Origin of the sequence: Sphingobacterium sp. 1.A.4, assembly GCF_002734245.1 — a bacterium.
GTDB lineage: Bacteria > Bacteroidota > Bacteroidia > Sphingobacteriales > Sphingobacteriaceae > Sphingobacterium > Sphingobacterium tenebrionis.
The window spans coordinates 17,698-40,441 of record NZ_PEAZ01000096.1; the positions used below are offsets into that span (position 1 = coordinate 17,698).

The following is a 22,744-nucleotide window of genomic DNA, read 5'->3' on the forward strand; positions in this document are numbered from 1 at the left end:
TTAATAACCTAAGTTTTGTTTGATATTTGGGTTTTGATCGATGATCGCCTGTGGAATTGGAAGTCTATACGAATTCTCATTAAACTGATAAACTTGTGTTTTTCTTCCTGAATCCTTGGCAAAAACGGCATTCATCACAGCTTCTACCTTATTGTTTCGCACTAAATCGAACCATCTTTGGCCTTCAAATGCCAATTCCAATCTTCTTTCTTTCATTAAAGCATCCAACATGGCATCCTTGCTCGCTTTGGTCGCGCTGCTTAGGCGAGGTAGTTTTACCCGCGTACGAACTTTATCGATGATATCTGCAGCAGCAGCTAGGTTTGGTCCATCCTTCTGAATCAATGCTTCTGCTTTCAGCAACAATAAATCCGCATATCTGAATTTAATGATATTGCTATATGCTGAACGAGTTTTATACATAAAAGGATAGTTATTGGATGGATAGTAATTACTCCATTTGGCTTCGTAATAAACGATCGATTCGGTATAACGGATCTGATCTGCCTCATTGGTAAAAGCTTTGATCAGATCACGTGATGGGGTTACCCATTTTGCCCAGTCAAAAGCATTATTATAATTGGAAAGATCCCTTCCGAACATCCAGGTTACCCAGTTTCCATTCCCAACAAAGAATTGAGCCTCCAGAATACTTTCTTTCGAATTTCTTTTCTTTGCATCTGCGGTTCCTTCCACCACGCCGAACAGATCTGTAAAATCAGCTTCCAGGTCAAACCCATCCGCTGCTAATTCATCCACATATTGGATGACTTTGTTATAGTCGCGCAAAGGTTTTTCGGCATATACTTTCGCCAATAACGCTTTCGCTACTGATTTACTGAACCTCGTTTTATTGGCATTATCATTTGCTGGTGCATCCACCAACGCTTCTAACAAATCCTTTTCAATCTGTTGATAGGCTTCTTTCTCCGTTTTTTGCTCAGGAAAATAGTCTTTGTAAACATCCTTGATGGTCTCAGCAGTGATATCACCCGCGATGGTAGTAACCACTGGAATATCACCGAACAAACGAACCATATCGAACATCACCATACCACGGAATATTTTCGCTTCTCCTTTCATTCTTCTACGAATTGCTTCCGTAAGCGTGTTGTCCTGTACAGAATCGATGTATTGGATCAGGATATTCGCCCTTGCAATATCTTCCATGTACCTTTTCCAATCACGTTCAACCACCGAATTGGATCCTTCGATCGAATTGTTTTCAAAGGGTACCACTTCTGCTCCGGTAGTTCCGGCATACGCATTATCCGAATGGGATTCTGCGATCAATAAAACATCCAGGTACCAATGTTCCTGACGGTCGCGCATTTGGTTATAGATGGTCAACATATGGGATTCCACAGCTGCTCTATCCTTAAATACCACCTTTTCACCTGTCTCAGAAACACCTTCGGTTACATCGGAAAACGTATCGATTGGATCTTTATCTAAAGAACAACTACCCAACAATCCTATGATTGCCAGTGCTGCTAATTGATATATAAAATTTCTTTTCATTGCTTTCAATTTTTATTACCTAAAACTCCAAGTTCAGACCCACCACAAATGATTTGCTCTGTGGATATGTTCCCCAATCAATTCCTTGTACTGCTCCACTATTGCCAAACTGATTCACCTCGGGATCTAAACCTGTGTATTTTGTGAAAGTGAATAGATTAGAAGCGGAAACAAATGGCTGCAATCTGTTAATTCCGATGCGGTTCAACACCTCTCCTTTGATATTATAGGATAAGGATACATTCTTAACCCTTAAATAGCTACCATCCTCGATAAAGTAGGTAGAGTTCAACATATTATATCCTGCCTTAGGTACTTCAGTAATCTGACCAGGAACTCTCCAACGTTGCAACACGCGGGTAGATTGGTTCTTTCCATCATACATCCCTTCGGTTTCCATGCGGGAAGCATTGAAAATATCATTTCCTTGTGAACCTTGTAAGAAGATACTCAGGTTGAATCCTTTATAGGCGAAATTATTGGTCAAACCGAAGGTAAAGTTTGCATTTGGATCACCGATAAACGTACGGTCAGAAGATGAAATCCTACCATCGCCATTGATATCCTGATAGATCATATCTCCAGTCTCAGGGTTTACGCCTTGGCTGATGTAGCCAAAGAAACTGCCCATAGGTTTGCCTGGCATGTTGCGAACTACATAATCGTTGACCACTTCTACCGTTCTGGCTGCTGGATAGATCTGTTGTAGATCCAAGCTAACTAATTTGTTTTTGTTGAACGAAATATTAAACGCTGTATTCCATTTGAATTCCCCAATTAGGTTTTCGCTAAGGATATTTGCCTCAAAACCTTTATTGCTCATTTCACCCTCATTACGCAGAATATTATTTGCAATTTGACCTTCCGGAATGGAAACATACATCAACATATCGTTGGTGGTCTTGTTATAATAATCCAAGTTCACAGTCAACCGTTGGTTAAAGCCAGTGAAATCCAAACCAACATTCACCTGTTTCATATTTTCCCAATGCAAATCAGGTGTCCTCAGGTTCGCAGGGGTCACAGTGACCAAGGCATTTTCTTTTGTCTCTTCAAACCATGGTTCTCTGGTGATATAATAGCGTTGAAGGTAAGCGTAATCGCCAATTCCATCTTGGTTACCTGTAAGACCCCAACCTCCACGAATTTTAAAGTCGTTGATCCAGGCTACATCCTTCATAAAATCTTCTGAAGAAAGTCGCCATGCTGCAGAGAAGGATGGGAAATAACCCCAACGGCTGTCAGGATGAAGTTTAGAAGATCCATCCGCACGCATATTACCGGTAATAATGTATTTACCATCAAAATTGTAGGTCAAACGGCCGAAGTAGGACATGATCGCCCAATCGGATGCACCAGAACCTGTTGCTGTCCAAGAAATTTTATTGGCAGCATTCAAGGTCTGGATCATCCCCGGTCTGTAATGAGAGGCATTGATATAACTATTGGTATAGTCTGATTTGGTATAAGATGATCCCAACATCGCTTCAAAACCATGTTTTTCCACATTCTTATTATAGGTCAACACATTATCGAATGTAGTCACCGTATTCATGTTTCTCGAATCGGCACCTTCACCAAATTGGTTTCTACCCCAAGAGGTAGTTAAAGGATCTAAGAAAGTAGTAGAGATGGCGTTCCTACGATCCAAAGCAAAAGTCGTACGTAGATTCAACTCTGGCATAAACTTAATGATCGCAGAACCGGAACCGATAAACCTGTTCTCTCTATTCTTATTATTGCTGGTACGGGCAATGTTTTCCAATGGGCTATTGATATTCACACCATAGAAATTATTGTAATATTGTCCTGGCATGAACGGATCCCAAACAGGGGCATACGTTGGCGTATTGATGGTCGACATGATTACACCACCACGGTTAGCTCCCGTACCTTGGATAATGCCATTTCCAGCATAATCGGAGTAGGAAAGATTTGCATTGAAGGTCAACCATTCGCGGATATTATTCTCGATATTTCCGCGGAAGTTATACCGCTTGAAAAATGCTTCATTAATAATCCCTTTGTTATTTACATATCCACCAGAAATCATATACTTCAATCGCTCGCTACCGTCCGAAACCGACACTTGATAATCCTGAATCACCCCTGTACGGAATGTTTCATCAAACCAGTTGGTCTGATCCGTCAAATTGCTTGGAAGATTGATCATGCCGATTTCGTCCTGTAGCTCTTTGTATTGAGCCGTATTTAATGGTGTGATCTTGTTTGTGATTTTGTTTTGGGTAGCCAACATGTTGAAGGTAATCTTCGGAGCACCCGTTTTACCTTTTTTGGTCGTAATCAAAATTACCCCGTTGGCACCGCGTGAACCGTAGATGGCTGCCGAAGAAGCGTCTTTCATGATCTGAATATCGGCGATATCGGTTGGTGACAAAAAGTTGATGTTATCTACAGGCACATTATCAACGACGTATAAAGGGTTATTACTTCCATTAAAGGAGTTAGTACCACGAACACGAATCGATAACCCAGCGTCTGGTGCACCCGAAGTTTGGGTAACAGAAACCCCAGCCGCACGACCTTGGATCGCTTGTTCTGCAGATACAATCGGCCTTTCGTTGATATCATCCAAAGAAACGGATGAAATCGCCGTCGTTACGTCTTTTCGCTTAACAGAACCATACCCGATTACAACGACATCCTCTAGGGTGTTGGTGGCACTTTTTAAGGAAACCGTCAGATCGGCCTTGGAAATGACCTCTTGGCTAACATAGCCGATAAATGAAATCCTCAACTTGGAATTGGCAGGAACATTTGTCAATGTAAATGATCCCTCATTGTTGGTTGAGGTTGAATTGGATCCGCCAATTACGGAAACCGTAGCTCCAGCTATGGGTTCGTTTGTGGATTCATCGATTACTCTTCCGTTTACCGTTAGATTGGTTTGGGCATATGACATGCTGAAAAAAACCGTAAAAAGAAAAAGTAATAGACCTTGCTTAACTTTAGTAAAAAGTTTCATGGGTGTATAACTAGTTTATAATTTAAAATAATTCAGGTAGAACCTTAATCCTTGTTACCAAAGTTAAGCAAGGAATAAGCTGATATTACGAAATGGTTAAGGCTAATTTTAAAAAAGTAAACGAAGTAAAGCAAAAACCACTATCAGTCAACAAAATAGATGTTTTTACAGAGAAAAAAAGTAACCCATTTTAAGGTTGAATCGTCATGTTTCCGATCTCTTTGATGCGTTCATCGAAGTCTTCTTTGGAACCAATGACCTTATTTTTCACTTTCACGCGGTAGTTATAAACCGTTCTTAAGGAGTACCGGAGGAACTGGGCAATCTTGGTGGAATCAGAAATTCCCAAACGAATCAAGGCAAAGATCCGAAGCTCGGAATTCAACAATTCGTCAGGTTTGAGGATGATCTGTTCCTCAGGTTTCAATAGTTTATTGAACTCTTGTATGAAGGTTGGATAAAGACTCAAAAAGATCACATCGAAATGATGGTAAAGATCTTCCAATTCCGTTTTGATGTTATCCTGGGATTTCAATTCTTTGGTCAGCTCATCGTATTGTTTGCTGGAAAGCTTTTTGAGCATACTTTTCCGATTATGATCCAGTTTTTCAATATAGGAGGAGCACAGTTCAAAAAACTGCGCCATATATTCTTCCTTGACCAGGTTGGCTTCCTGAAGATCATCATTAACCTTCAATAACTCGGCATTCAGTAATTGGAGTTCGTTATTTACTTTATTCAGGTTTTTTCGAGCTTCCTTCAAACGCTTCATCTGCAAATAAACCACGATCAGCACCAATAACAACAAGGCAGACATGATACTGATGGTATATAGGAAAGTAGTAAGCTGTTTTTTCCTAGCTTGTTCCTTTTCCTGAAAGGCCGAATTGATGATCGGATAAAAGGAGGAGTTTTCAATGGTTCGGTACCTCACATTACAGAAGAGGGCATCTTCCATGGCCTCTTGTATAAATAGATAGGCCTTATCAATATCATTTTTTTCAAAATAAACCAAGGCAAGACTCTGTAAAGAGGCATTATCCTTCACGGAATTCTTGATGTCGGTAATCGCTGAAAGCCCAAAATAATAGATCTGCTTTTCACGATTTGAGCGCATCTTATGTACCAGCCCCAAAAGATAGGCAATTACGGCCCTTTCATGTTGGGGCTCTTCATACTCACTCAGTAATTTTAGAAAAGTAGACTCTGCGCTATCCAGGTTATTGCGAAATAGATCCCTAGTCGCCATGATCAAGCGATGATCCAATGAATTTTCGGGAATCACGGATAATAAAGAGTCCCGGTAGATCTCGCTTAAGGTGAAATAATGATTATAATTAGTACTCTGACCGTAATGGGAATAAAAGTCGGAATAGGTACGATAATAATCGGCCAACAATTCGTCGGCTAATCCATTTCGGTGGATCTGCTTTAGGATATCATTGGATTCAATAAACCGACCGGCCGATGAATAAAGCCCCGCCAATTGGATATGGGATTGGTTCTGCTTAAATACATCATTCAATTCATTGGCCAACTGCAGATTCTGATTGACATAATAGATCGCCGAATCCATCTGATAGGTAAGGAAAGCCTTATATAACTTCAGATGGAGATCATAGCGGGTATTGATACTTTTGGTATTGCGCAAAGCCTCTTTGATCTGAAAGATATCCTTCAATTTGACGCGTTCAAATTCCATTTTCCGGGCAAGGGTATTCTGCAATTCCCTTTCCACCGAATCGGTAGATACGGATACGGCAGTATCATCGGCAAACAATAGCTTGCCCATGGATAACATAACCCATAAAATGAATATTCGTAATAACATCAGGTAATAATTGTCTATTTATCTTCTTCTTCGTTCTCCCACCAATCACTTTTCAGATCATCGATCTCCCGACGGTCTTTTTTGGTTGGTCGCCCAGTACCTCGATCTCTTTTGAGGACCGGTGCATGGAATACGGATTTGAAACCATAGGTTTCTTCTACCGGTGTGTGATCTTCGTAAAATTGAACCGCAGTCTTGGCATCTACCCTGCGCTCCAAAAGGCCGGTAACTAAGATAACCTTTCTTTCGATCCCTTTTTGTATGCTGTATTGATCGCCTATTTTCACCACCGCAGATGGTTTTACGTTCTGCCCTTTCAATTTGACACGTCCTGCTTTGCAGGCTTCCGTAGCCAAACTCCTGGTCTTAAATAAGCGAATTGCCCACAAATATTTATCTATTCTTAATTTCTCTTTCTCTTCCGCCATAATAACAAAAATAGGGATAGTTTCTTATATTTGTGCCTAATTATTATAAGTTCAGCAATCATTATGACAGAAATAAGCAACCTGAAGAAACTAGTTGAAGAAGCTTGGGAAAACAGACAATTATTAGAATATAAAGAATACTTTGAAGCGATCGCTTTTGTGATCCAAATGTTGGATGAAGGTGATCTACGTGTAGCGGAACCTGTTGGTGAGCGTTGGCATGTGAACGATTGGATCAAAAAAGCGGTAATCCTTTATTTTCCAATCCGTGCGATGAAAGAGATCAAGAACGATCCTTTTGTTTACCACGATAAAATGAAATTGAAAACCAATTACAAGGATCTTGGTGTTCGTGTAGTACCTGGTGCTTCGGCAAGATACGGTGCATTCTTGGCTAAAGGGGTAATCATGATGCCTTCTTATGTAAATATTGGTGCTTATGTAGATGAGGGGACTATGGTGGACACCTGGGCTACGGTAGGTTCCTGTGCGCAGATCGGTAAAAACGTTCATCTAAGTGGTGGTGTTGGTATCGGTGGTGTTCTAGAACCTGTTCAAGCTGCTCCAGTAATCATAGAAGACAATGTGTTCGTTGGTTCTAGAGCTATTGTGGTAGAAGGTATCCGTGTGGAAGAGGAAGCAGTATTGGGTGCAAACGTGGTATTGACGGCATCTACTAAGATTATTGATGTTTCTGGTCCTGAGCCAGTAGAATATAAAGGTTATGTTCCTGCACGTTCAGTCGTGATTCCAGGTTCTTATACCAAGAAATTCCCTGCGGGAGAATATCAGGTACCTTGTGCCTTGATCATCGGACAACGTAAAGAATCTACAGATAAGAAAACATCGTTGAATGATGCCTTACGTGAGCATAACGTAGCGGTTTAATTTATTCATGAACAGAGCATTTATCGATAGAGAGGATCTTCATCAGGCTTTAGAAACCTTAAAAGCTGGCGGGATCATCTTATATCCTACGGATACGATCTGGGGTTTAGGCTGTGATGCAACAAATCCGGAAGCGGTCGAAAAGATCTTCGCCTTAAAGGGCAGGGATAAGGGAAAGAGCATGATTGTGTTGTTGGCCAATGATAATCAGTTGCAAAGTTATGTGAAGGAAGTACCGGAAGTTGCTTATGAATTGATCGAGGCGAGCGATAAGCCATTGACGATCATCTATTCTGACGCAAAGAATCTGGCTGAAAATGTGATCGCAGAAGATGGGAGTATTGGTATACGCATCGTCAACCATCCTTTCTGTGAGCAGTTGATCCAACGGTTCCGGAAGCCTATCGTTTCTACCTCGGCTAACATCAGCGGAAAACCATCCGCAGGAACTTTTGATGAAATTGACCCTGAAATTAGAAAAGCTGTCGATTATGTTGTTAAATTTGGACAAGACAACCATGCGGAAGGTAAAGCATCGACCATCATGAAGCTTGATCCAAGTGGTAAATTTGAATTTATTAGAAAATAATATGAAAAAATTACTAGCCATTTTTGTTGCTGTATTCGCGATGATCAGTATCAGCCAAGCGCAACAAGCCATTACACCTGCCAAAGTCGGTGTGAACTACGGAAAGAAAATCGATAAAAAAGGAGCTATTTCTGTAAAACAATTAGAGCAATCCTTTGCTAAGGCCGAATCTTTCAATGGAAAGATCGAAGGCGAAGTGGTTCAGGTATGTAAGAAAAAAGGATGTTTCCTGACCATCAAACGTGCAGGAGATCAAGAGCCAATCATGGTTCGTTTTACGGATTATGCTTATTTTGTACCTGAGGACTTGGTTGGAAAGACCGTAGTTGTTGAAGGGAAAGCAAAAGTTAAAGAAACAACGGTAGAGTGGCAAAAACACTATGCCGAAGATATGGGAAAAAGCAAGGAAGAGATTGCGAAGATTACTAAGCCACGTAAAGACATCTCTGTCGTTGCAGATGGTGTTTTAGTTGTAAAGTAAACCTAAAAACCTTATTTTGGAGGCTGTAAATGAAAATTTACAGCCTTATTTATTTTTAAAATCCCGGCATTAATGTCTATTTTCCAAACTTCTAGCTGTCAAACGATTCAGATCAATGGTCAATTGATGGATTTCAGTAGGCCCAAGATCATGGGGATATTGAATGTTACGCCAGATTCTTTTTTTGATGGTGGGAAGCATAATGGTTTAGATGAAGCTTTGCGACATACGGAGCGTTTGCTTTCCGAAGGTGCAGATATCATCGATCTAGGTGCGTATTCGAGCCGGCCTGGAGCAAAGGATATATCTGCGCAGGAAGAGATGGACAGGGCCATCCCTGTTATTGAAGCTATTAGGAGCGAATTTCCAGATGCATTTATTTCGGTGGATACCTTTCGTGCAGAAGTAGCAAGAGCTAGTGTACAAGCGGGAGGCCATATCATCAATGATATTGGCGGCGGGACTTTAGATCCCTTGATGTTCGAAACGGTAGCGGAATTGCAGGTTCCTTATATTTTGATGCATATGCGTGGAACACCTTCCACCATGCAACAACTAACGTCGTATGAAGATGTGGTCAATGATGTGGCAGTGCATTTGGGAAATGCGGTGGCTCAATTACGTGCGCTTGGTGTGAAAGATATTATTTTGGATCCAGGATATGGTTTTGCCAAAACCGTTGAACAGAATTATGAACTTTTGATGCGGGTGGACCAGCTTCATTATTTTGGTTTACCGATCTTAGGTGGTATTTCGAGGAAGTCCATGATCTATAAAAAATTGGACCTGAAACCGGAGGATGTTTTACCAAGTACCATCGCATTGAATACCTTATTATTGGAAAGAGGTGTTCAACTCCTTCGTGTACACGATGTGAAAGAAGCTAAACAACTTATTGATTTATTTTTCTGAAGAACCTTTATTTGATTGATTATTTTTACTAAACCCCTATATTTTGAAAAGAACTAGAGACATTATCACCATTGGTTTTGCCTTATTTGCCATGTTTTTTGGCGCCGGAAATTTACTTTTGCCACCCTATATCGGACTTCAGATTGGAGATCATGTTGGGATAACCATATTAGCATTTGGTTTGACCGGAATACTATTGCCTTTTTTTGGAATCCTTTCCATCGTAAATTCCGGTGAAGACTTTAATGACCTCGGTGGAAGGGTGCATAAGAACTTGGCTCCAATCCTCGGATCGATCATCATGTTATGTATTGGTCCAATGATCGCTATTCCAAGAACCGCCGCCACGACCTTTGAAGTGGGGATACTCCCCTCCTTTCCGAATGCACAACCCATTTGGACTTCCATCGCTTTTTTTGCCGTAACATGGCTGTTGACGATTGCTCCCTCAAAAGTGGTTGATATCATTGGGAATTTCCTAACCCCTTTGTTATTGGTTTTGTTAATAGGTTTGATTGTAGTGGGCGTGATGAATCCAATAGCAGATTACAGTACTTCTGCATTGAGCACTGCCGAGTCGTTTACCCTAGGTTTTATTGATGGTTACCAGACCTTGGATGTATTGGCGTCTGTGATCTTTGCAGGAATAATAATCATGGCTTCTAAAGCAAAAGGTTATAAGGATATTAAATCGAAGAATTATGTGGTGATTGCTGCAGGTGCTCTGGCTGCTGTTTGCCTGTTCATTATCTATGGTGGATTGATCTATTTGGGTGCGACCTCTGGGATTTCGGATACGGGTATCAAACGCTCTGAATTGCTGATCTATATTTCCAGGTCGATATTGGGCGAATATGGCACCATTGCCATTGCAATTAGTATTGCATTGGCCTGTTTGACCACTGCTATTGCCTTGACCTCTGCCATTGGAACCTTCTTTTCGGAACTGACCGGGAATAAATTGGGGTATAAATTGTTGGTGACGATTTGTTGTGTGCTTTCTTGTGTACTGTCTATTACCGGCGTGGATAATATCATCAGTTTTGCTTATCCGATATTGAGTTTTGTGTATCCAATTGTGATTACACTGGTTATTTATTATGTGTTTTTTGGACCTTTTGTGAAGAGTAAATTGCCTTATAGGTTGGCATTGGCCGCATCAACGCTGATGGCTATAATTGGTTTGCTGAAGCAATTTAACCTCTTGGGAGATGGGATGATTGATAAATTGAATCATATCCCGTTTTTTGCGTATGATCTGGGTTGGGTTGTCCCTTCTTTGATCGGTTTTGTGATTGGGATCTTGATAGCCACCCCGTCATCGCGAGGAAGTAACCCGTCATCGTAAGGACGTAACCCGTCATTGCGAGGAGGCAACCCGTCATCGTAGGGAGGTTACCCGTCATTGCGAGGAGGCACGACGAAGCAATCTTAACAATACAATCTCTAACCCACATTGCCCCATAAAAAATGTCATGCTGAGCGTAGTCGAAGCATCTGTACGCCATTAACGAACAGATGCTTCGACTACGCTCAGCATGACAATACCCCCCTATCTCACAATACTTCCAGCAGATACCTCCGATATTGGATTTACAAAATCTAATCTTCCATCCGCATCTTCTGCCATCAGAATCATCCCTTGGGATTGTATTCCTTTTATCTCTCTTGGCTCCAAATTCACCAAAATACTCACCTGTTTACCAACTATCTCCTCTGGCGTAAAGTGCTCCGCGATCCCAGATACCACCGTCCTCTTATCTATCCCCGTATCAATCGTCAACTTCAACAACTTCTTCGTCTTCGCCACCTTCTCAGCGGTCAAAATCCTTCCTACCCGAATATCCAATTTCCCAAAATCATCAAAACTGATATTTGGCTTTTGTGGTGCCTTAGGAGCTGCTAAAGCATTTTGCGCTTTTGCATTCGCCAATTTCGTCAATTGAAATTCCACCTGCTCATCCGTAATCTTCTCAAACAACAATTGTGTCTCTCCCAATAAATGACCATTGGCTAATAAATCAGCTTTACCTGCATCTTCCCAAGATTTTGCAGACAGGTTCAACATTTCAAAAACCTTTGTACTGGTAAAAGGTAAAAATGGCTGTCCCATCACCGCTAGGTTTCCAACAATCTGAGCAGCTACAAAAAGCACAGTCTTAACACGCTCTTCATCGGTTTTAATAACCTTCCAAGGCTCTTCATCAGCCAGGTATTTATTTCCTAAGCGCGCCGCATTCATAAAGGTTGCCAAAGCTTCGCGGAAACGGTATTGCGATAGGGATTGTTTGATCTGCGCAGGAATTTTTGCCAACTCATCCAACACCTCCTGATCAGCTGCAGTCAATGGAGAACCCATCAAAACCTTACCATCAAAATATTTATGGGAAAGAACCATAACCCGGTTCACAAAATTTCCAAAGATGGCTACCAATTCATTGTTCACGCGTGCCTGGAAATCCTTCCATGTAAACTCACTATCGGAGGTTTCAGGAAGAATAGAAGTCAGCATATAACGCAGTTCATCCTGTTTGCCAGGGAACTCTTCTAAATATTCATGTAACCATACCGCATGGTTTCTGGATGTCGATAATTTATCCCCTTCTAAATTCAGGAATTCATTGGCTGGAACATTCTCCGGTAGGATATATTCCCCATGGGCATGTAAAATCGCTGGGAAAATAATGCAGTGGAAAACGATATTATCCTTACCAATAAAATGGATCAAGGTGGAATCATTCTCTGGGTTACTTTGCTTTTTCCAATAGTCTTCCCAATTCATACCTTCATCGATTGCCCATTGTTTGGTGGCAGAAATATAACCGATTGGTGCATCCAACCAAACATATAATTTCTTGCCCTCGGCTTCCTCTAAAGGAACATCAACCCCCCAATCCAAATCGCGTGTCATTGAACGTGGTTGCAATCCTGACTTCAACCAAGATTGACATTGTCCAAACACATTGGATTTAAGTTCATTCTTCTTTCCTTCGATCAACCATTTCTCTAACCAGGGTTGGTATTTATCCAAAGGCAGGTACCAATGCTTGGTTTCCTTCAATATAGGCGTTTTACCGCTTAGAGTAGACTTTGGATTGATCAGATCGGTTGGGTTCAAAGAAGTACCACATTTTTCACATTGGTCGCCATAGGCGCCTTCATTGTGGCAATGTGGACAGGTTCCCACGATATAGCGATCCGCCAAGAACTGATGAAATTCCTCATCATAATATTGCTCAGAGAAACGCTCAATGAACTCTCCTTTTTCATAAAGATTCAAGAAGAATTCCTGCGACAATTGATGGTGGATCGGCTCCGAAGTACGGTGATATATGTTGAAAGAGATCCCGAACTGCTCGAAACTCTCTTTGATCTGCAGGTTGTATTTATCAATGATCTCCTGTGGAGTAACGCCTTCTTTTTTGGCTTTGATGGTAATGGCTGCACCATGTTCATCAGAACCACAGACATAAACCACATCCTTTTGGTTCAAACGTAGAAAACGGACAAAAATATCTCCGGGAATGTATGCACCGGCTAAATGACCGATATGCAATGGACCATTAGCATAAGGTAATGCTGATGTTATGGTATAACGTTGTTTGCTAAATATATCCAAGGTTTGTGTGTTTTTAATGAATTCCAACAAAATTGTCGGCTAGCAAAGATACAGCAAATTGCCAAAAAAAATGTATATTGTCCTAACCAAAAAGCACTAATACATATTATACATGCGAAATTCAAAGATAGATATCGGTTTACTAATTATCAGGTTAGTCATTGGGGCAACCATGATTGCTTTCCACGGATTACCGAAATTAATGGGTGGTCCTGAGCTATGGACTAAGATAGGAGGATCTATGAGCAACTTGGGCATTAACTTCATGCCTACCGTATTTGGGTTTTCAGCAGGCTTGGTGGAAAGTCTAGGCTCTGTCTTTTTGATGTTGGGACTATGGACCAAACCAGCGTCCATATTTTTGGCACTTACGATGTTGGTAGCCGCTCTAAATCATTTGGCGAAAGGCGATGGACTATCCGGAGCTTCCCATGCTTTGGAATTCATGGCCGTATATATTGCCTTTGCCATCATGGGGCCTGGAAAATTAAGTATCGATAAGAAATAAATAACCTTAACGTATATTATCAATTTTCTTGGGCATGTTTCCCACCTATAACTTCAAAATATGTTTGAATCAGGGGTGTAATCGTGGTTTAAGTAAGCTTAAAGCAGGGTTAAAGTACAAAGCAAGTATATAAAACATACATTTTACATACTTTTAGCATACTTTCAGTATGCTTTTACACCGAAGCAAAAAAAACAGAGGCATGCCAACTATCCTTTAATGGGACTTCCCATTTGCTGGAATAATCGTCTGCGGATTGAATCAAGTTATTGAAAACGATGGTCTCCTGCCCTACTTCACCTTCCTTACACAGGGAATCAAAAACTTCACGTGAAACAAGTTGTATATTACCCTCTGTATCACGGTAGGAGATCAACATTCTATTGAATAGACCGATATTCAATTCCTCTTCCAATTCCTTCAATACCCGAACCGATTTATCAATGGAGCATCCGGTCACTTGCGCCATTGCCTCATCAACCGTAAAAACAATAAATAAATTGTATTTGATTTCCGCCTTTCCAGCTAATTGACTCCCATGGGCGGTCCATTCCTCCACAAATCTATCCAACTTCTCCTGCGCCAGTTCATGCTCAGGTTGGGTAAAGAAACGATCAGCTTGATAAATCCATATCTTTTTCATGTTATTCTCCTTAATGTGCGTAATAAGGGGAAATCATCAGGTAAACAATAACACCTGTAACAGCTACATATAACCACATTGGATAGGTAATACGGGCTAATTTTTTATGGCGTTCATAGGCTCCTGCAATCCCTCTTACAAAGGTAAATAATACAAAAGGAATAATAACCACGGATAACACGATGTGTGTCACCAGAATGAAATAATAGATGTATCTAATAGTTCCCTCGCCGCCAAATTTGGTAGATTCTGAGGTCATATGGTAGGCCACATACATCACCAAGAATAAGGATGAAAAGACCATACATAATTTGATCAGGTTCTCGTGCAATTTGATGTTACCCCGTTTGATTGCAGAAACAGCAACCACTAAAGTAATAGCAGTAAGACCGTTGATAGTGGCATAAATCGGAGGTAAGAAACCTAATGGTTTTACATCATAACCCATTTTTGGAAGGTTGATCCCAAACAGGGCAGCTACGGCAAGTGGGATAATGATGGACAAAGCCCAAATAATCCCTTTATATTTTTTTTCTTCTTCAGTCATTCCCATGATTACTTTCTTTCTACTTTTAATGGTGAGTTTCTGATTTCTTCTACCACCTGCACTTTTACCTCATCTTCCAAACGATCTATTTCAGAGCGAAGGCTAATGTCGTAGATACCACGGATCCGTTTTTTAGAATCGATCAAGATGATCTGGTTGCTGATGACAAACTTGTTTGGATCCCCATCAACGCGCATAGCCTCCAATAACATCCGCTCACGAGCATATTTAAAGATGTCGGTGTTGGGTTGGTTAACGACAAACCAATTGGGGTTTCTATCCTTGCTGTAAGGCGCAATTGCCTCCTCCATTACTTGTTGACTATCGGTAGAATCCACATCAATGGAAAACAGCTGAATCTTCGAATTGTACTTAAAACGGGTAGCAATGGTATTGACATCGTGCAGCAATTGCTTCGATAGTCCTTGATCCTTGCCATAGAATAGATGTGCTACGGTAATAATCGTATCAGATTCCAGAAACCTAACCGGTTTATTATCATAATTGATGAAATCCACTTCGGTAAGCTGATGGAAAACAGTATCGGGAATTTCACGACCCATCACCCTGTTCATCTTACCAGAAAGGTGTTTTTCACCGAATACTGGTAGTTTAATGTACTCATTGGAGCCCATTTTATTAACCAGTATATATAAAAATCCTGGCACAAATAGAACGAGTGCCAGGATAATTAATTTCGATATATTCTTCGAACGAGTATGTTTACTCATTTCAAATATGCTTATTAATGAGGGAAAATTGGTTGATGTGTGAAAGAGTCATTCAAGTGACCACCTTCAATCAACATTAAGATAATGAAGTATATGATAAATAAGAATACAATACTACAAGTGATGATGAAACCTGATTTTTCAAATTTCAAGTGCATAAAGAAGGCTACAATGTAAAATGCTTTCACCAATGTTAAGATGATGTAGATTACATTCACCAAAGTTCCTTTTTGAAGGATACCCCAGTGGTGTACAAATCCTAATGCGATTAAGAACTCTAAAGCAGTTAAAGCTAATAGAACAAAGAATACGGACCAGATACGTTTTTTATCCATTCCTTCGCCATGCGCGTGCGCATCGTGGCTTGCTATATGATCGTGATGACTCATTTTCGTTATTTTAAATGTTGAACCCTAAAATTAGATTAAGTAGAAGAAGGTAAATACGAATACCCATACTAGATCGACAAAGTGCCAATAAAGACCTACTTTCTCAACCATTAAATACGTTCCTCTTCTTTCGAAGGTATTGTTCAACGTCATGGAAAGAACGATGATGTTCAACAAGATACCAATCGATACGTGGAATCCGTGGAAACCTGTAATGGTAAAGAAAAGGTTAGAAAATTGAAGGGCTGCTGTATAAGAAACCTCTTTGGTAAAATAAGGGCTCAATGCTTGTACGATAGCATTATCGTCCGTTAATCCAGTAGCTGGGTTACGTCCGAACCAGAATCCTTGATGGTGTAAGTGGCTCCACTCGATAGCTTGACAGCCAACGAACATTAAACCTCCTAAGATAGTCCATAACATCCATTTTACCACCTCTTGTTTCGAGTTACGGTGTCCAGCTTCTACGGCTAGTACCATGGTCACGGATGACATGATTAAGATAAAGGTCATGATACCTACGAAAACCAATGGTTGTCCTGATTCTGCGATACCTGGGATAGATTGGAAAATCTTATCGGCATCGATCCATGTAGGCTGTGCAAATTTCTGAGCACCATAATAAATCAAGAATGCAGAAAATGTAAAGGCATCTGATACTAGGAAAAACCACATCATGATCTTTCCATACTCTAAATTCCAAGGTGATTTACCTCCGCTCCAAGGTCCCTCTTTTACCTTATCCAATTGCGATACTGTTGTACTCATTGTTTACTGTTATTGATTCAAAAGTAAGAAAACATATATATAAATCCATAATAGGCCTAGAAAATGCCAGAAAATTGAGGCAATTTCCATCCGGAAAATATTGTTGCCAAGGGGGATGTTTTTCATGGCCCCTATCAGACAACGCGTCAACACCAAAATTCCGGCTATGATGTGCGCTAAGTGGAAGCCTGTAAAGACGTAAATAAACGACTGTGAGGCATTCGTATTGGTGAATGTAATCTCACGGCTGAATAAAACGCTCCAAGCTTCCAATTGTAGGAAAAAGAACACCACACCTAATAGGATAGTGGCAATCAAAAAGATTTTCTGTTTTCCAAGGTCGTTGTTTTTTACTGCTTTAAAAGCTAGGTACATCGTTAAACTGCTGATGACGATAGCGGCAGTACTATAAATAAATACATAAGGAAGAATTGTTTTGATACCTTTATCCACCCCACTATTCGTATACACGATAAACCCACTTGAAAAAGCAGCAAACATCATGAACATACCGATCATGCCCAGGTAAAGATTGAATTTCTTTGCCTTTCTTGATTTCTGTAGTTCTTCGTTTAGCAATTCTTGCTTATCCATTGCAATATTTAATTCCATTGTTTTTAAAAAGGTTTAAAATCTAACAACAACAACAACTGTGTTATTGGTAAGTAAGCGAAAGAAGTAAACATGATCTTCTTTGCTGTACTCACTTCCATTTTAACCAAATGCTGATAACCATACCAGGTAAACAGCAATCCGCCCAATACGGAAACTGTGGTGAATACCCAGCCTCCAATCCCATAGTACATAGGCAATAGTCCTACAGGCACCATTAACAGCGCGGATATAAAAATAAACCAAGCTGATAACTTATCTTTTTTCGTTGTCGGTAATAACCGGAAACCTGCTCGCTTATAATCCTCATCAGAAACCCAAGCAATAGCCCAGAAATGTGGAAACTGCCAAAAAAACTGAATAGCGAATAAAACTAAAGGAGTGATTACGATAGCCTGCTCACTCACCTCTGCATAGGCCAATCCGAATCCCGCCGATTTAAACGCTGCATAATACCCAATTAATGGAGGTAAAGCTCCAGGAATTGCGCCTACCCATACCGCAATTGGCGATTTCTGTTTCAGTGGGGTATAGACAAATGCATACAGGAAAATGGAAAACACGGAAATCAGACCTGCGATAAAGTTAAGATTTACCAAAACCAAGGTTCCGAATATTCCCATGAACAAGCTTAAGATCAAGGCTTGTCCAGTAGTCATCCTTCCGGCAGGAAGTGGTCTATCCATGGTGCGTTTCATTAATTTATCCAGATCTTTTTCGATGATCTCGTTAAATCCATTTGCAGCACCAGTAACCAAGAACCCACCGAATGTAAGCAATGCCCAGTTATACCAGATGATATCTCCTTGCTGGGTAGCTCCTATCAAAAAGGAGATAGAGGCCGAAAAAACTACGGTCAGTGTAAGACGTAGCTTCACAAGTTTGTTAAAATCTGAAATAAACTCTTTCATAATCAAAATAATTCCCAACTAAGCACTGGCAAGCACGGGCTTTGGCTTACTCAATAATAACAAAAGATAATATTGAGCTCCGACGAACAGACTCGCCACCACTAAATGCGTTGTTTGTGCAAAAGCAGGAACATGAAACCTTGCTAAAATAATCCCTGACAACATTTGAATACAAACCAATACCACTGCAATCAAGGCATAACGATATTGAACCGTTTGGAATAAACCTGTGGATTTTATCTTAAAATACAGATACAACGTAATGGCTAAGGTTATATAGCCCAAAATACGATGTATATGATAAGCAGATCCAATAGAATCTATCCAGTTCTCCCGTTGAATGGCTTGTTGGTTAAGATGATCGATGATCTCCCTAACATCGGTTCCAAAAACTACTTGTACAACCAACAGAATGATGGACACTAAAGCCCAGATTCTTAAACTTGGTTCTACATTTGCCTTTAGGATCGTTCCATCTCGTAATGTTTTCGCCCAAAAATAGGTGTGAATGGCAATACAGACAATCACTAGAGCAAGTAACATGTGGATGGTAATCACCCAAGGGGTTAAGTTAGTGGATACAACGATAGAGCCTAACCAGGCTTGTATCACAACGACAATAAGATTAAGAACGCTCCATATTGCTATGGCTTTTTTCTTTTTCCAATAGGTAAAGGAATAAATAGCGGTAAACAGCATGAAAAATCCGGCTGTCACACCTGCTAATCGATTAACGTATTCCGTCCAGGTCTTTGCGGCATTGAATTCTTCATGAACCAATATCGATTCATCGTGACGAATCTGATCGGCCAATTCCTTGTATCCAAAGAATTCAATCATTTTGGCAAATCGTTCGTTTTTTTTAACCCTTCCTTCTACATAATGTTGCTCATAGCCTGCTGGCAATTGCGAAACATCGGTAGGTGGAATGATACGGTTAAAACACTTAGGCCAATCCGGACATCCCATGCCCGAACCTGTACTCCTAACAATTCCTCCTGCTGCAATAACTATAAAAAGAACGAAAATCGTGATCTTATTTATCCGAATAAAACGCTTTTCAGCTGATGGATACATGGATCTCTCCCTTTACAAATTATAATCGAATAAAGAAGAGGTAGGTATGAACCTACCCTTCTATTTCTCTATCGTGCTCGCGGTTGTACGCTTTTTGAGCAGCTATACCCTCTTCGTTTCCTTCCCAATCATGTAGCAAGTTAGAGCTCATGGTTTGAGAGTGTGGAACTGTTTGAGGAATAAAGTCTTCATCATGACCTGGCTTAGAGTAGTCATATGGCCAACGGTAAACTGAAGGGATTTCTCCTGGCCAGTTTCCGTGGATATGTTCTACCGGAGTAGTCCACTCTAAAGTATTGGATTTCCAAGGGTTTTGAGGCGCACGTTTTCCACACCAGATCGAAGCGAAGAAGTTCCATAAGAACGCTACTTGACCTACAGCAGAAACGATCGCTGCCCATGTAACCAATAAGTTTACAGATACCCATTTCTCCATGAAAGGGAATTCGGTAAATGCGTAGTAACGACGAGGTACCCCATCGATACCCATAAAGTGCATTGGGAAGAATACCAAGTAAGCACCGATAAATGTTAACCAGAAGTGGAAATAACCTAAACGCTCATCCATCATTCTACCGAACATTTTCGGATACCAGTGGTAAACTCCAGAAAGCATACCGAAGATCGAAGCAGAACCCATTACCAAGTGGAAGTGGGCAACTACGAAATACGTATCGTGTAAGTTGATATCTAATGTTGCGTTACCTAAATACAATCCTGTCAAACCACCAGATACGAAGAATGATACCATACCAATAGCAAACATCATCGCTGGAGTGAAACGGATATTACCTCTCCAAAGAGTTGCAATATAGTTGAAAGCCTTTACCGCAGAAGGAACCGCAATGATCAACGTGGTGATCATGAAGACACCTCCCAAGAAAGGACTCATACCTGTAACGAACATGTGGTGACCCCATACGATAAAGGATAATACCGTAATACCAACTAAAGAGTAAACCATCGCATGGTAACCGAAGATCGGTTTACGAGCGTTTGTAGAGATTACCTCAGAAGTTAAACCTAGTGCAGGCATAACAACGATATATACCTCAGGGTGACCTAAGAACCAGAATAAGTGTTGGAATAAGATTGGAGAACCACCTTCATTAGGAAGGATCGTACCACCTACTACTAAGTCTGATAGATAGAAAGATGTACCAACTGAACGGTCGAAGAATAATAATACCACCGCAGAAACTAATACTGGGAAGGATAATAAACCTACGATTGCCGTTAAGAAGAAAGACCAGATAGTCAAAGGCATCTTCCAAAGTTCCATACCTTTAGTACGCATGTTCAATACAGTACTGATGTAGTTAACACCACCTAATACCTGTGAAGCGATGAACAAAGTCATACTCACTAACCACAAGGTCATACCAAGACCGGAACCTGCAATGGCGGTCGGTACGGCAGAGAGTGGCGGATAGATGGTCCAACCGGCAGATGCAGGCCCACTTTCGATAAAGAAAGAAGCAACCATGATAACACAAGCTACAAAGAAGAACCAGTATGATAACATGTTCATCAATGGAGATGCCATATCACGTGCACCTAATTGGTAAGGAATTAATAAGTTACTGAATGTTCCAGAAAGACCTGCTGTTAATACGAAGAATACCATCATGGTACCATGGATCGTTACTAACGATAGGAAGAAATCTGGTTTAATACGTCCACCTTCAGCCCATTTACCTAAGAATACTTCTAGAATAGGGAATTCTTTGTCAGGCCATGCTAGTTGGATACGAAATAAAATCGACAGTACCATGGCGAAAACGGCCATAATAATACCTGTGATCAAAAACTGCTTTGCAATCATCTTGTGATCTTGACTGAAGATATACTTCGTCAAGAACGTCTCATGATGGTGACCATGATCATCGTGATGAGCTGCGTCGTGCGATATAACTGTAGTTGACATATGCTATTTTATATTCTCTATTCTATTAATTGATTGAAGCAGCAATACGAGTTTCCTTCGTATCATCACCATGAAGTTCTGCAAACTCTTTCTGTACATCTTCTGTAAAGAATTTAGCCTGCTTGCTTAACCATTCACTATATTCAGCCTCGGTTACCACGCGAACGTTCTTCTGCATATTGTAGTGTGAAGCACCACATATCTTAGCACAAAGCATCACGTAGTTGTATTGAGGATCATTCATCTTATCACGCATCTCTTCCGTAGTTACAGTTGGAGTAAACTGGAAGTAGTTCGTCATACCAGGTACAGCATTGATCTGTACGCGGAAATCAGGAATATAGAACGAGTGAATAATGTCTTTAGAAAGAATATGGAAACGAACTGGTCTGTTAACCGGAATTACGATCTCATCTCCTTTGATATCATCCCATGAAGATTTATCATTGAAATCGATACCATAACCGTTCAAAGGAGTTGTCATTTTGAAATTACGTTTTCCGATTACTCCATCCGTTCCTGGGTAACGAATTGTCCATTGGAACTGCTCACCTAACACCTCTACCTGTAAAGCTGATTTCTTAAGCTCTTCAGGAATGTTGGTGATCTTACGCCAAGTAAAGAAACCGAACAATACCAAAACAGTCAATACAACTGCTGGTACAATCGTCCATAAACGCTCGATAGCATCGTTATGTGGATAGAAATAGGCTTTACGTTTAGCGCGCATTCTATAAAGGAATGCGAAACCTAATAATAGGATGTGAACCAATACCAAAACAACGGTAATAATTACAGTTGTGATGATGAACATGGTATCTACGTCTTTACCATGCTCGGTAACCGCTGGTCTCCAAGACCAATCTCCCCATACTGCATAACCATAGTAAACAAAACCTAAGAAAGCCACCAAGAAAACCAAGAACAAAACAGCTTGGATTGTATTGTTAGCTAAAGGATTGTAAGTACCATTTACGCGTTTTGTAAGGGTGTAGATAGAATGTACTTTACCAATTACAGCAAAAACTGCACAGATGACCAAGAAGAAAAGGATATAGTAAGTCAAGTTTTTGTAAACCTGAGGATCAATAACTTTAACTTCTTCTGGTGTAGTGGTTGCCGTAGGTGTAACGGAATTCGAAGGAGCAGCAGCCGCTACGGTATCAGTCGTAGTTGCTGTTGCTGTTGAATCTGTCGCTACAACCGCAGAGTCCGTTGCTACGGCAGTTTGCTCAACTGGAGCTGCCGCTGCAGTAGTATCTTGAACCGATGCTAAAGCAGGTGCTGCAAAGAAGAGGTTAACTGCTAATAATCCAGCAAACAAGGACTTAAATCTTGTATTAATTTTAAACTTCATTTCTTATAAGACGTTTGAA

At 40.6% G+C, this 22,744-nt stretch carries 21 protein-coding genes; 6 read left to right on the top strand and 15 right to left on the bottom strand.

Features of this window, described 5'->3' with window-relative positions; genetic code table 11:
* From CRJ00_RS15735 to CRJ00_RS15750, 4 genes are all read right to left on the bottom strand, one after another.
* On the bottom strand, positions 1-1,521 hold the full coding sequence (locus CRJ00_RS15735; protein ID WP_099367702.1) for a RagB/SusD family nutrient uptake outer membrane protein: 1,521 nt from the start codon (positions 1,519-1,521) through the stop codon (positions 1-3).
* Between the two features lie 19 nt (positions 1,522-1,540).
* A complete protein-coding gene (locus tag CRJ00_RS15740) occupies positions 1,541-4,444 on the bottom strand; it encodes a SusC/RagA family TonB-linked outer membrane protein (RefSeq protein ID WP_257213820.1) in 2,904 nt (967 codons plus the stop codon).
* A gap of 253 nt (positions 4,445-4,697) precedes the next feature.
* A complete protein-coding gene (locus tag CRJ00_RS15745) occupies positions 4,698-6,299 on the bottom strand; it encodes a DUF6377 domain-containing protein (protein WP_099367704.1) in 1,602 nt (533 codons plus the stop codon).
* Between the two features lie 53 nt (positions 6,300-6,352).
* Positions 6,353-6,766 (bottom strand): RNA-binding S4 domain-containing protein, encoded by a 414-nt coding sequence (locus tag CRJ00_RS15750; RefSeq protein WP_099367705.1) that lies wholly within the window; start codon positions 6,764-6,766, stop codon positions 6,353-6,355.
* 63 nt (positions 6,767-6,829) lie between these two features.
* On the opposite strand from CRJ00_RS15750, the gene CRJ00_RS15755 reads away from it, so the two are divergent.
* The 5 genes from CRJ00_RS15755 to brnQ all read left to right on the top strand — a co-directional run bounded on the left by CRJ00_RS15755 (position 6,830) and on the right by brnQ (position 10,984).
* Positions 6,830-7,654, top strand: coding sequence for a 2,3,4,5-tetrahydropyridine-2,6-dicarboxylate N-succinyltransferase (locus tag CRJ00_RS15755; RefSeq protein WP_099367706.1), 825 nt, complete (start codon positions 6,830-6,832; stop codon positions 7,652-7,654).
* 7 nt (positions 7,655-7,661) lie between these two features.
* A complete protein-coding gene (locus tag CRJ00_RS15760; RefSeq protein ID WP_099367707.1) occupies positions 7,662-8,243 on the top strand; it encodes an L-threonylcarbamoyladenylate synthase in 582 nt (193 codons plus the stop codon).
* 1 nt (position 8,244) lies between these two features.
* Positions 8,245-8,724 (top strand): DUF4920 domain-containing protein, encoded by a 480-nt coding sequence (locus tag CRJ00_RS15765; protein ID WP_099367708.1) that lies wholly within the window; start codon positions 8,245-8,247, stop codon positions 8,722-8,724.
* A gap of 72 nt (positions 8,725-8,796) precedes the next feature.
* Complete coding sequence (gene folP / locus CRJ00_RS15770; protein WP_099367709.1) at positions 8,797-9,636, top strand: dihydropteroate synthase; 840 nt, start codon at positions 8,797-8,799, stop codon at positions 9,634-9,636.
* A 43-nt stretch (positions 9,637-9,679) separates the two neighbouring features.
* The gene (brnQ, locus tag CRJ00_RS15775) at positions 9,680-10,984 is read left to right on the top strand and encodes a branched-chain amino acid transport system II carrier protein (protein WP_099367710.1); all 1,305 of its coding nucleotides are present in this window, start codon (positions 9,680-9,682) and stop codon (positions 10,982-10,984) included.
* Positions 10,985-11,188: 204 nt separating this feature from the next.
* On the opposite strand, the gene metG is transcribed toward brnQ, so the two are convergent.
* Entirely contained in the window at positions 11,189-13,255 is a 2,067-nt protein-coding gene (metG, locus tag CRJ00_RS15780) for a methionine--tRNA ligase (protein WP_099367810.1), read from the bottom strand.
* Between the two features lie 112 nt (positions 13,256-13,367).
* Here metG and CRJ00_RS15785 point away from each other — a divergent pair, with 112 nt between their 5' ends.
* On the top strand, positions 13,368-13,763 hold the full coding sequence (locus CRJ00_RS15785) for a DoxX family protein (RefSeq protein ID WP_099367711.1): 396 nt from the start codon (positions 13,368-13,370) through the stop codon (positions 13,761-13,763).
* A 175-nt stretch (positions 13,764-13,938) separates the two neighbouring features.
* Here CRJ00_RS15785 and CRJ00_RS15790 read toward each other — a convergent pair whose 3' ends face one another.
* Genes CRJ00_RS15790 through CRJ00_RS15835 form a run of 10 tightly spaced genes read right to left on the bottom strand, consistent with a single transcriptional unit; the run spans position 13,939 to position 22,725 of the window.
* Positions 13,939-14,406, bottom strand: coding sequence for an ABC transporter ATPase (locus CRJ00_RS15790; protein ID WP_099367712.1), 468 nt, complete (start codon positions 14,404-14,406; stop codon positions 13,939-13,941).
* A 10-nt stretch (positions 14,407-14,416) separates the two neighbouring features.
* Positions 14,417-14,959: a DUF420 domain-containing protein gene (locus CRJ00_RS15795; RefSeq protein WP_099367713.1), complete on the bottom strand. Its 543-nt coding sequence runs from the start codon at positions 14,957-14,959 to the stop codon at positions 14,417-14,419.
* Between the two features lie 2 nt (positions 14,960-14,961).
* Positions 14,962-15,684 carry a photosynthetic protein synthase I gene (locus CRJ00_RS15800; RefSeq protein ID WP_144038184.1) on the bottom strand — a complete coding sequence of 241 codons (723 nt, stop codon included), beginning with the start codon at positions 15,682-15,684 and terminating at the stop codon, positions 14,962-14,964.
* Between the two features lie 14 nt (positions 15,685-15,698).
* A complete protein-coding gene (locus CRJ00_RS15805; RefSeq protein ID WP_099367715.1) occupies positions 15,699-16,073 on the bottom strand; it encodes a cytochrome C oxidase subunit IV family protein in 375 nt (124 codons plus the stop codon).
* 30 nt (positions 16,074-16,103) lie between these two features.
* On the bottom strand, positions 16,104-16,841 hold the full coding sequence (locus CRJ00_RS15810) for a cytochrome c oxidase subunit 3 (RefSeq protein WP_099367716.1): 738 nt from the start codon (positions 16,839-16,841) through the stop codon (positions 16,104-16,106).
* 9 nt (positions 16,842-16,850) lie between these two features.
* Entirely contained in the window at positions 16,851-17,453 is a 603-nt protein-coding gene (locus tag CRJ00_RS15815; protein WP_245153317.1) for a cytochrome c oxidase subunit 3, read from the bottom strand.
* A gap of 5 nt (positions 17,454-17,458) precedes the next feature.
* The gene (gene cyoE, locus CRJ00_RS15820; RefSeq protein ID WP_099367717.1) at positions 17,459-18,364 is read right to left on the bottom strand and encodes a heme o synthase; all 906 of its coding nucleotides are present in this window, start codon (positions 18,362-18,364) and stop codon (positions 17,459-17,461) included.
* An 18-nt stretch (positions 18,365-18,382) separates the two neighbouring features.
* Positions 18,383-19,441 carry a COX15/CtaA family protein gene (locus CRJ00_RS15825; protein WP_099367718.1) on the bottom strand — a complete coding sequence of 353 codons (1,059 nt, stop codon included), beginning with the start codon at positions 19,439-19,441 and terminating at the stop codon, positions 18,383-18,385.
* A 52-nt stretch (positions 19,442-19,493) separates the two neighbouring features.
* The gene (locus CRJ00_RS15830) at positions 19,494-21,368 is read right to left on the bottom strand and encodes a cytochrome c oxidase subunit I (RefSeq protein ID WP_180268513.1); all 1,875 of its coding nucleotides are present in this window, start codon (positions 21,366-21,368) and stop codon (positions 19,494-19,496) included.
* Between the two features lie 25 nt (positions 21,369-21,393).
* Positions 21,394-22,725: a cytochrome c oxidase subunit II gene (locus CRJ00_RS15835; protein WP_099367720.1), complete on the bottom strand. Its 1,332-nt coding sequence runs from the start codon at positions 22,723-22,725 to the stop codon at positions 21,394-21,396.
* Positions 22,726-22,744 lie beyond the last annotated feature (19 nt).

Bases quoted from the DNA above. Each gene is read 5' to 3' on its own strand.
- CRJ00_RS15795 (WP_099367713.1), bottom strand. From the start codon at position 14,959: ATGGGAATGACTGAAGAAGAAAAAAAATATAAAGGGATTATTTGGGCT.
- CRJ00_RS15740 (WP_257213820.1), bottom strand. From the start codon at position 4,444: ATGTCATATGCCCAAACCAATCTAACGGTAAACGGAAGAGTAATCGAT.
- CRJ00_RS15735 (WP_099367702.1), bottom strand. From the start codon at position 1,521: ATGAAAAGAAATTTTATATATCAATTAGCAGCACTGGCAATCATAGGA.
- cyoE (WP_099367717.1), bottom strand. From the start codon at position 18,364: ATGAAAGAGTTTATTTCAGATTTTAACAAACTTGTGAAGCTACGTCTT.
- folP (WP_099367709.1), top strand. From the start codon at position 8,797: ATGTCTATTTTCCAAACTTCTAGCTGTCAAACGATTCAGATCAATGGT.
- CRJ00_RS15760 (WP_099367707.1), top strand. From the start codon at position 7,662: ATGAACAGAGCATTTATCGATAGAGAGGATCTTCATCAGGCTTTAGAA.
- CRJ00_RS15755 (WP_099367706.1), top strand. From the start codon at position 6,830: ATGACAGAAATAAGCAACCTGAAGAAACTAGTTGAAGAAGCTTGGGAA.
- CRJ00_RS15790 (WP_099367712.1), bottom strand. From the start codon at position 14,406: ATGAAAAAGATATGGATTTATCAAGCTGATCGTTTCTTTACCCAACCT.
- CRJ00_RS15785 (WP_099367711.1), top strand. From the start codon at position 13,368: ATGCGAAATTCAAAGATAGATATCGGTTTACTAATTATCAGGTTAGTC.
- CRJ00_RS15830 (WP_180268513.1), bottom strand. From the start codon at position 21,368: ATGTCAACTACAGTTATATCGCACGACGCAGCTCATCACGATGATCAT.
- CRJ00_RS15825 (WP_099367718.1), bottom strand. From the start codon at position 19,441: ATGTATCCATCAGCTGAAAAGCGTTTTATTCGGATAAATAAGATCACG.
- CRJ00_RS15835 (WP_099367720.1), bottom strand. From the start codon at position 22,725: ATGAAGTTTAAAATTAATACAAGATTTAAGTCCTTGTTTGCTGGATTA.
- CRJ00_RS15750 (WP_099367705.1), bottom strand. From the start codon at position 6,766: ATGGCGGAAGAGAAAGAGAAATTAAGAATAGATAAATATTTGTGGGCA.
- CRJ00_RS15800 (WP_144038184.1), bottom strand. From the start codon at position 15,684: ATGAGTAAACATACTCGTTCGAAGAATATATCGAAATTAATTATCCTG.
- CRJ00_RS15745 (WP_099367704.1), bottom strand. From the start codon at position 6,299: ATGGGCAAGCTATTGTTTGCCGATGATACTGCCGTATCCGTATCTACC.
- CRJ00_RS15805 (WP_099367715.1), bottom strand. From the start codon at position 16,073: ATGAGTCATCACGATCATATAGCAAGCCACGATGCGCACGCGCATGGC.
- CRJ00_RS15765 (WP_099367708.1), top strand. From the start codon at position 8,245: ATGAAAAAATTACTAGCCATTTTTGTTGCTGTATTCGCGATGATCAGT.
- CRJ00_RS15810 (WP_099367716.1), bottom strand. From the start codon at position 16,841: ATGAGTACAACAGTATCGCAATTGGATAAGGTAAAAGAGGGACCTTGG.
- CRJ00_RS15815 (WP_245153317.1), bottom strand. From the start codon at position 17,453: ATGGAATTAAATATTGCAATGGATAAGCAAGAATTGCTAAACGAAGAA.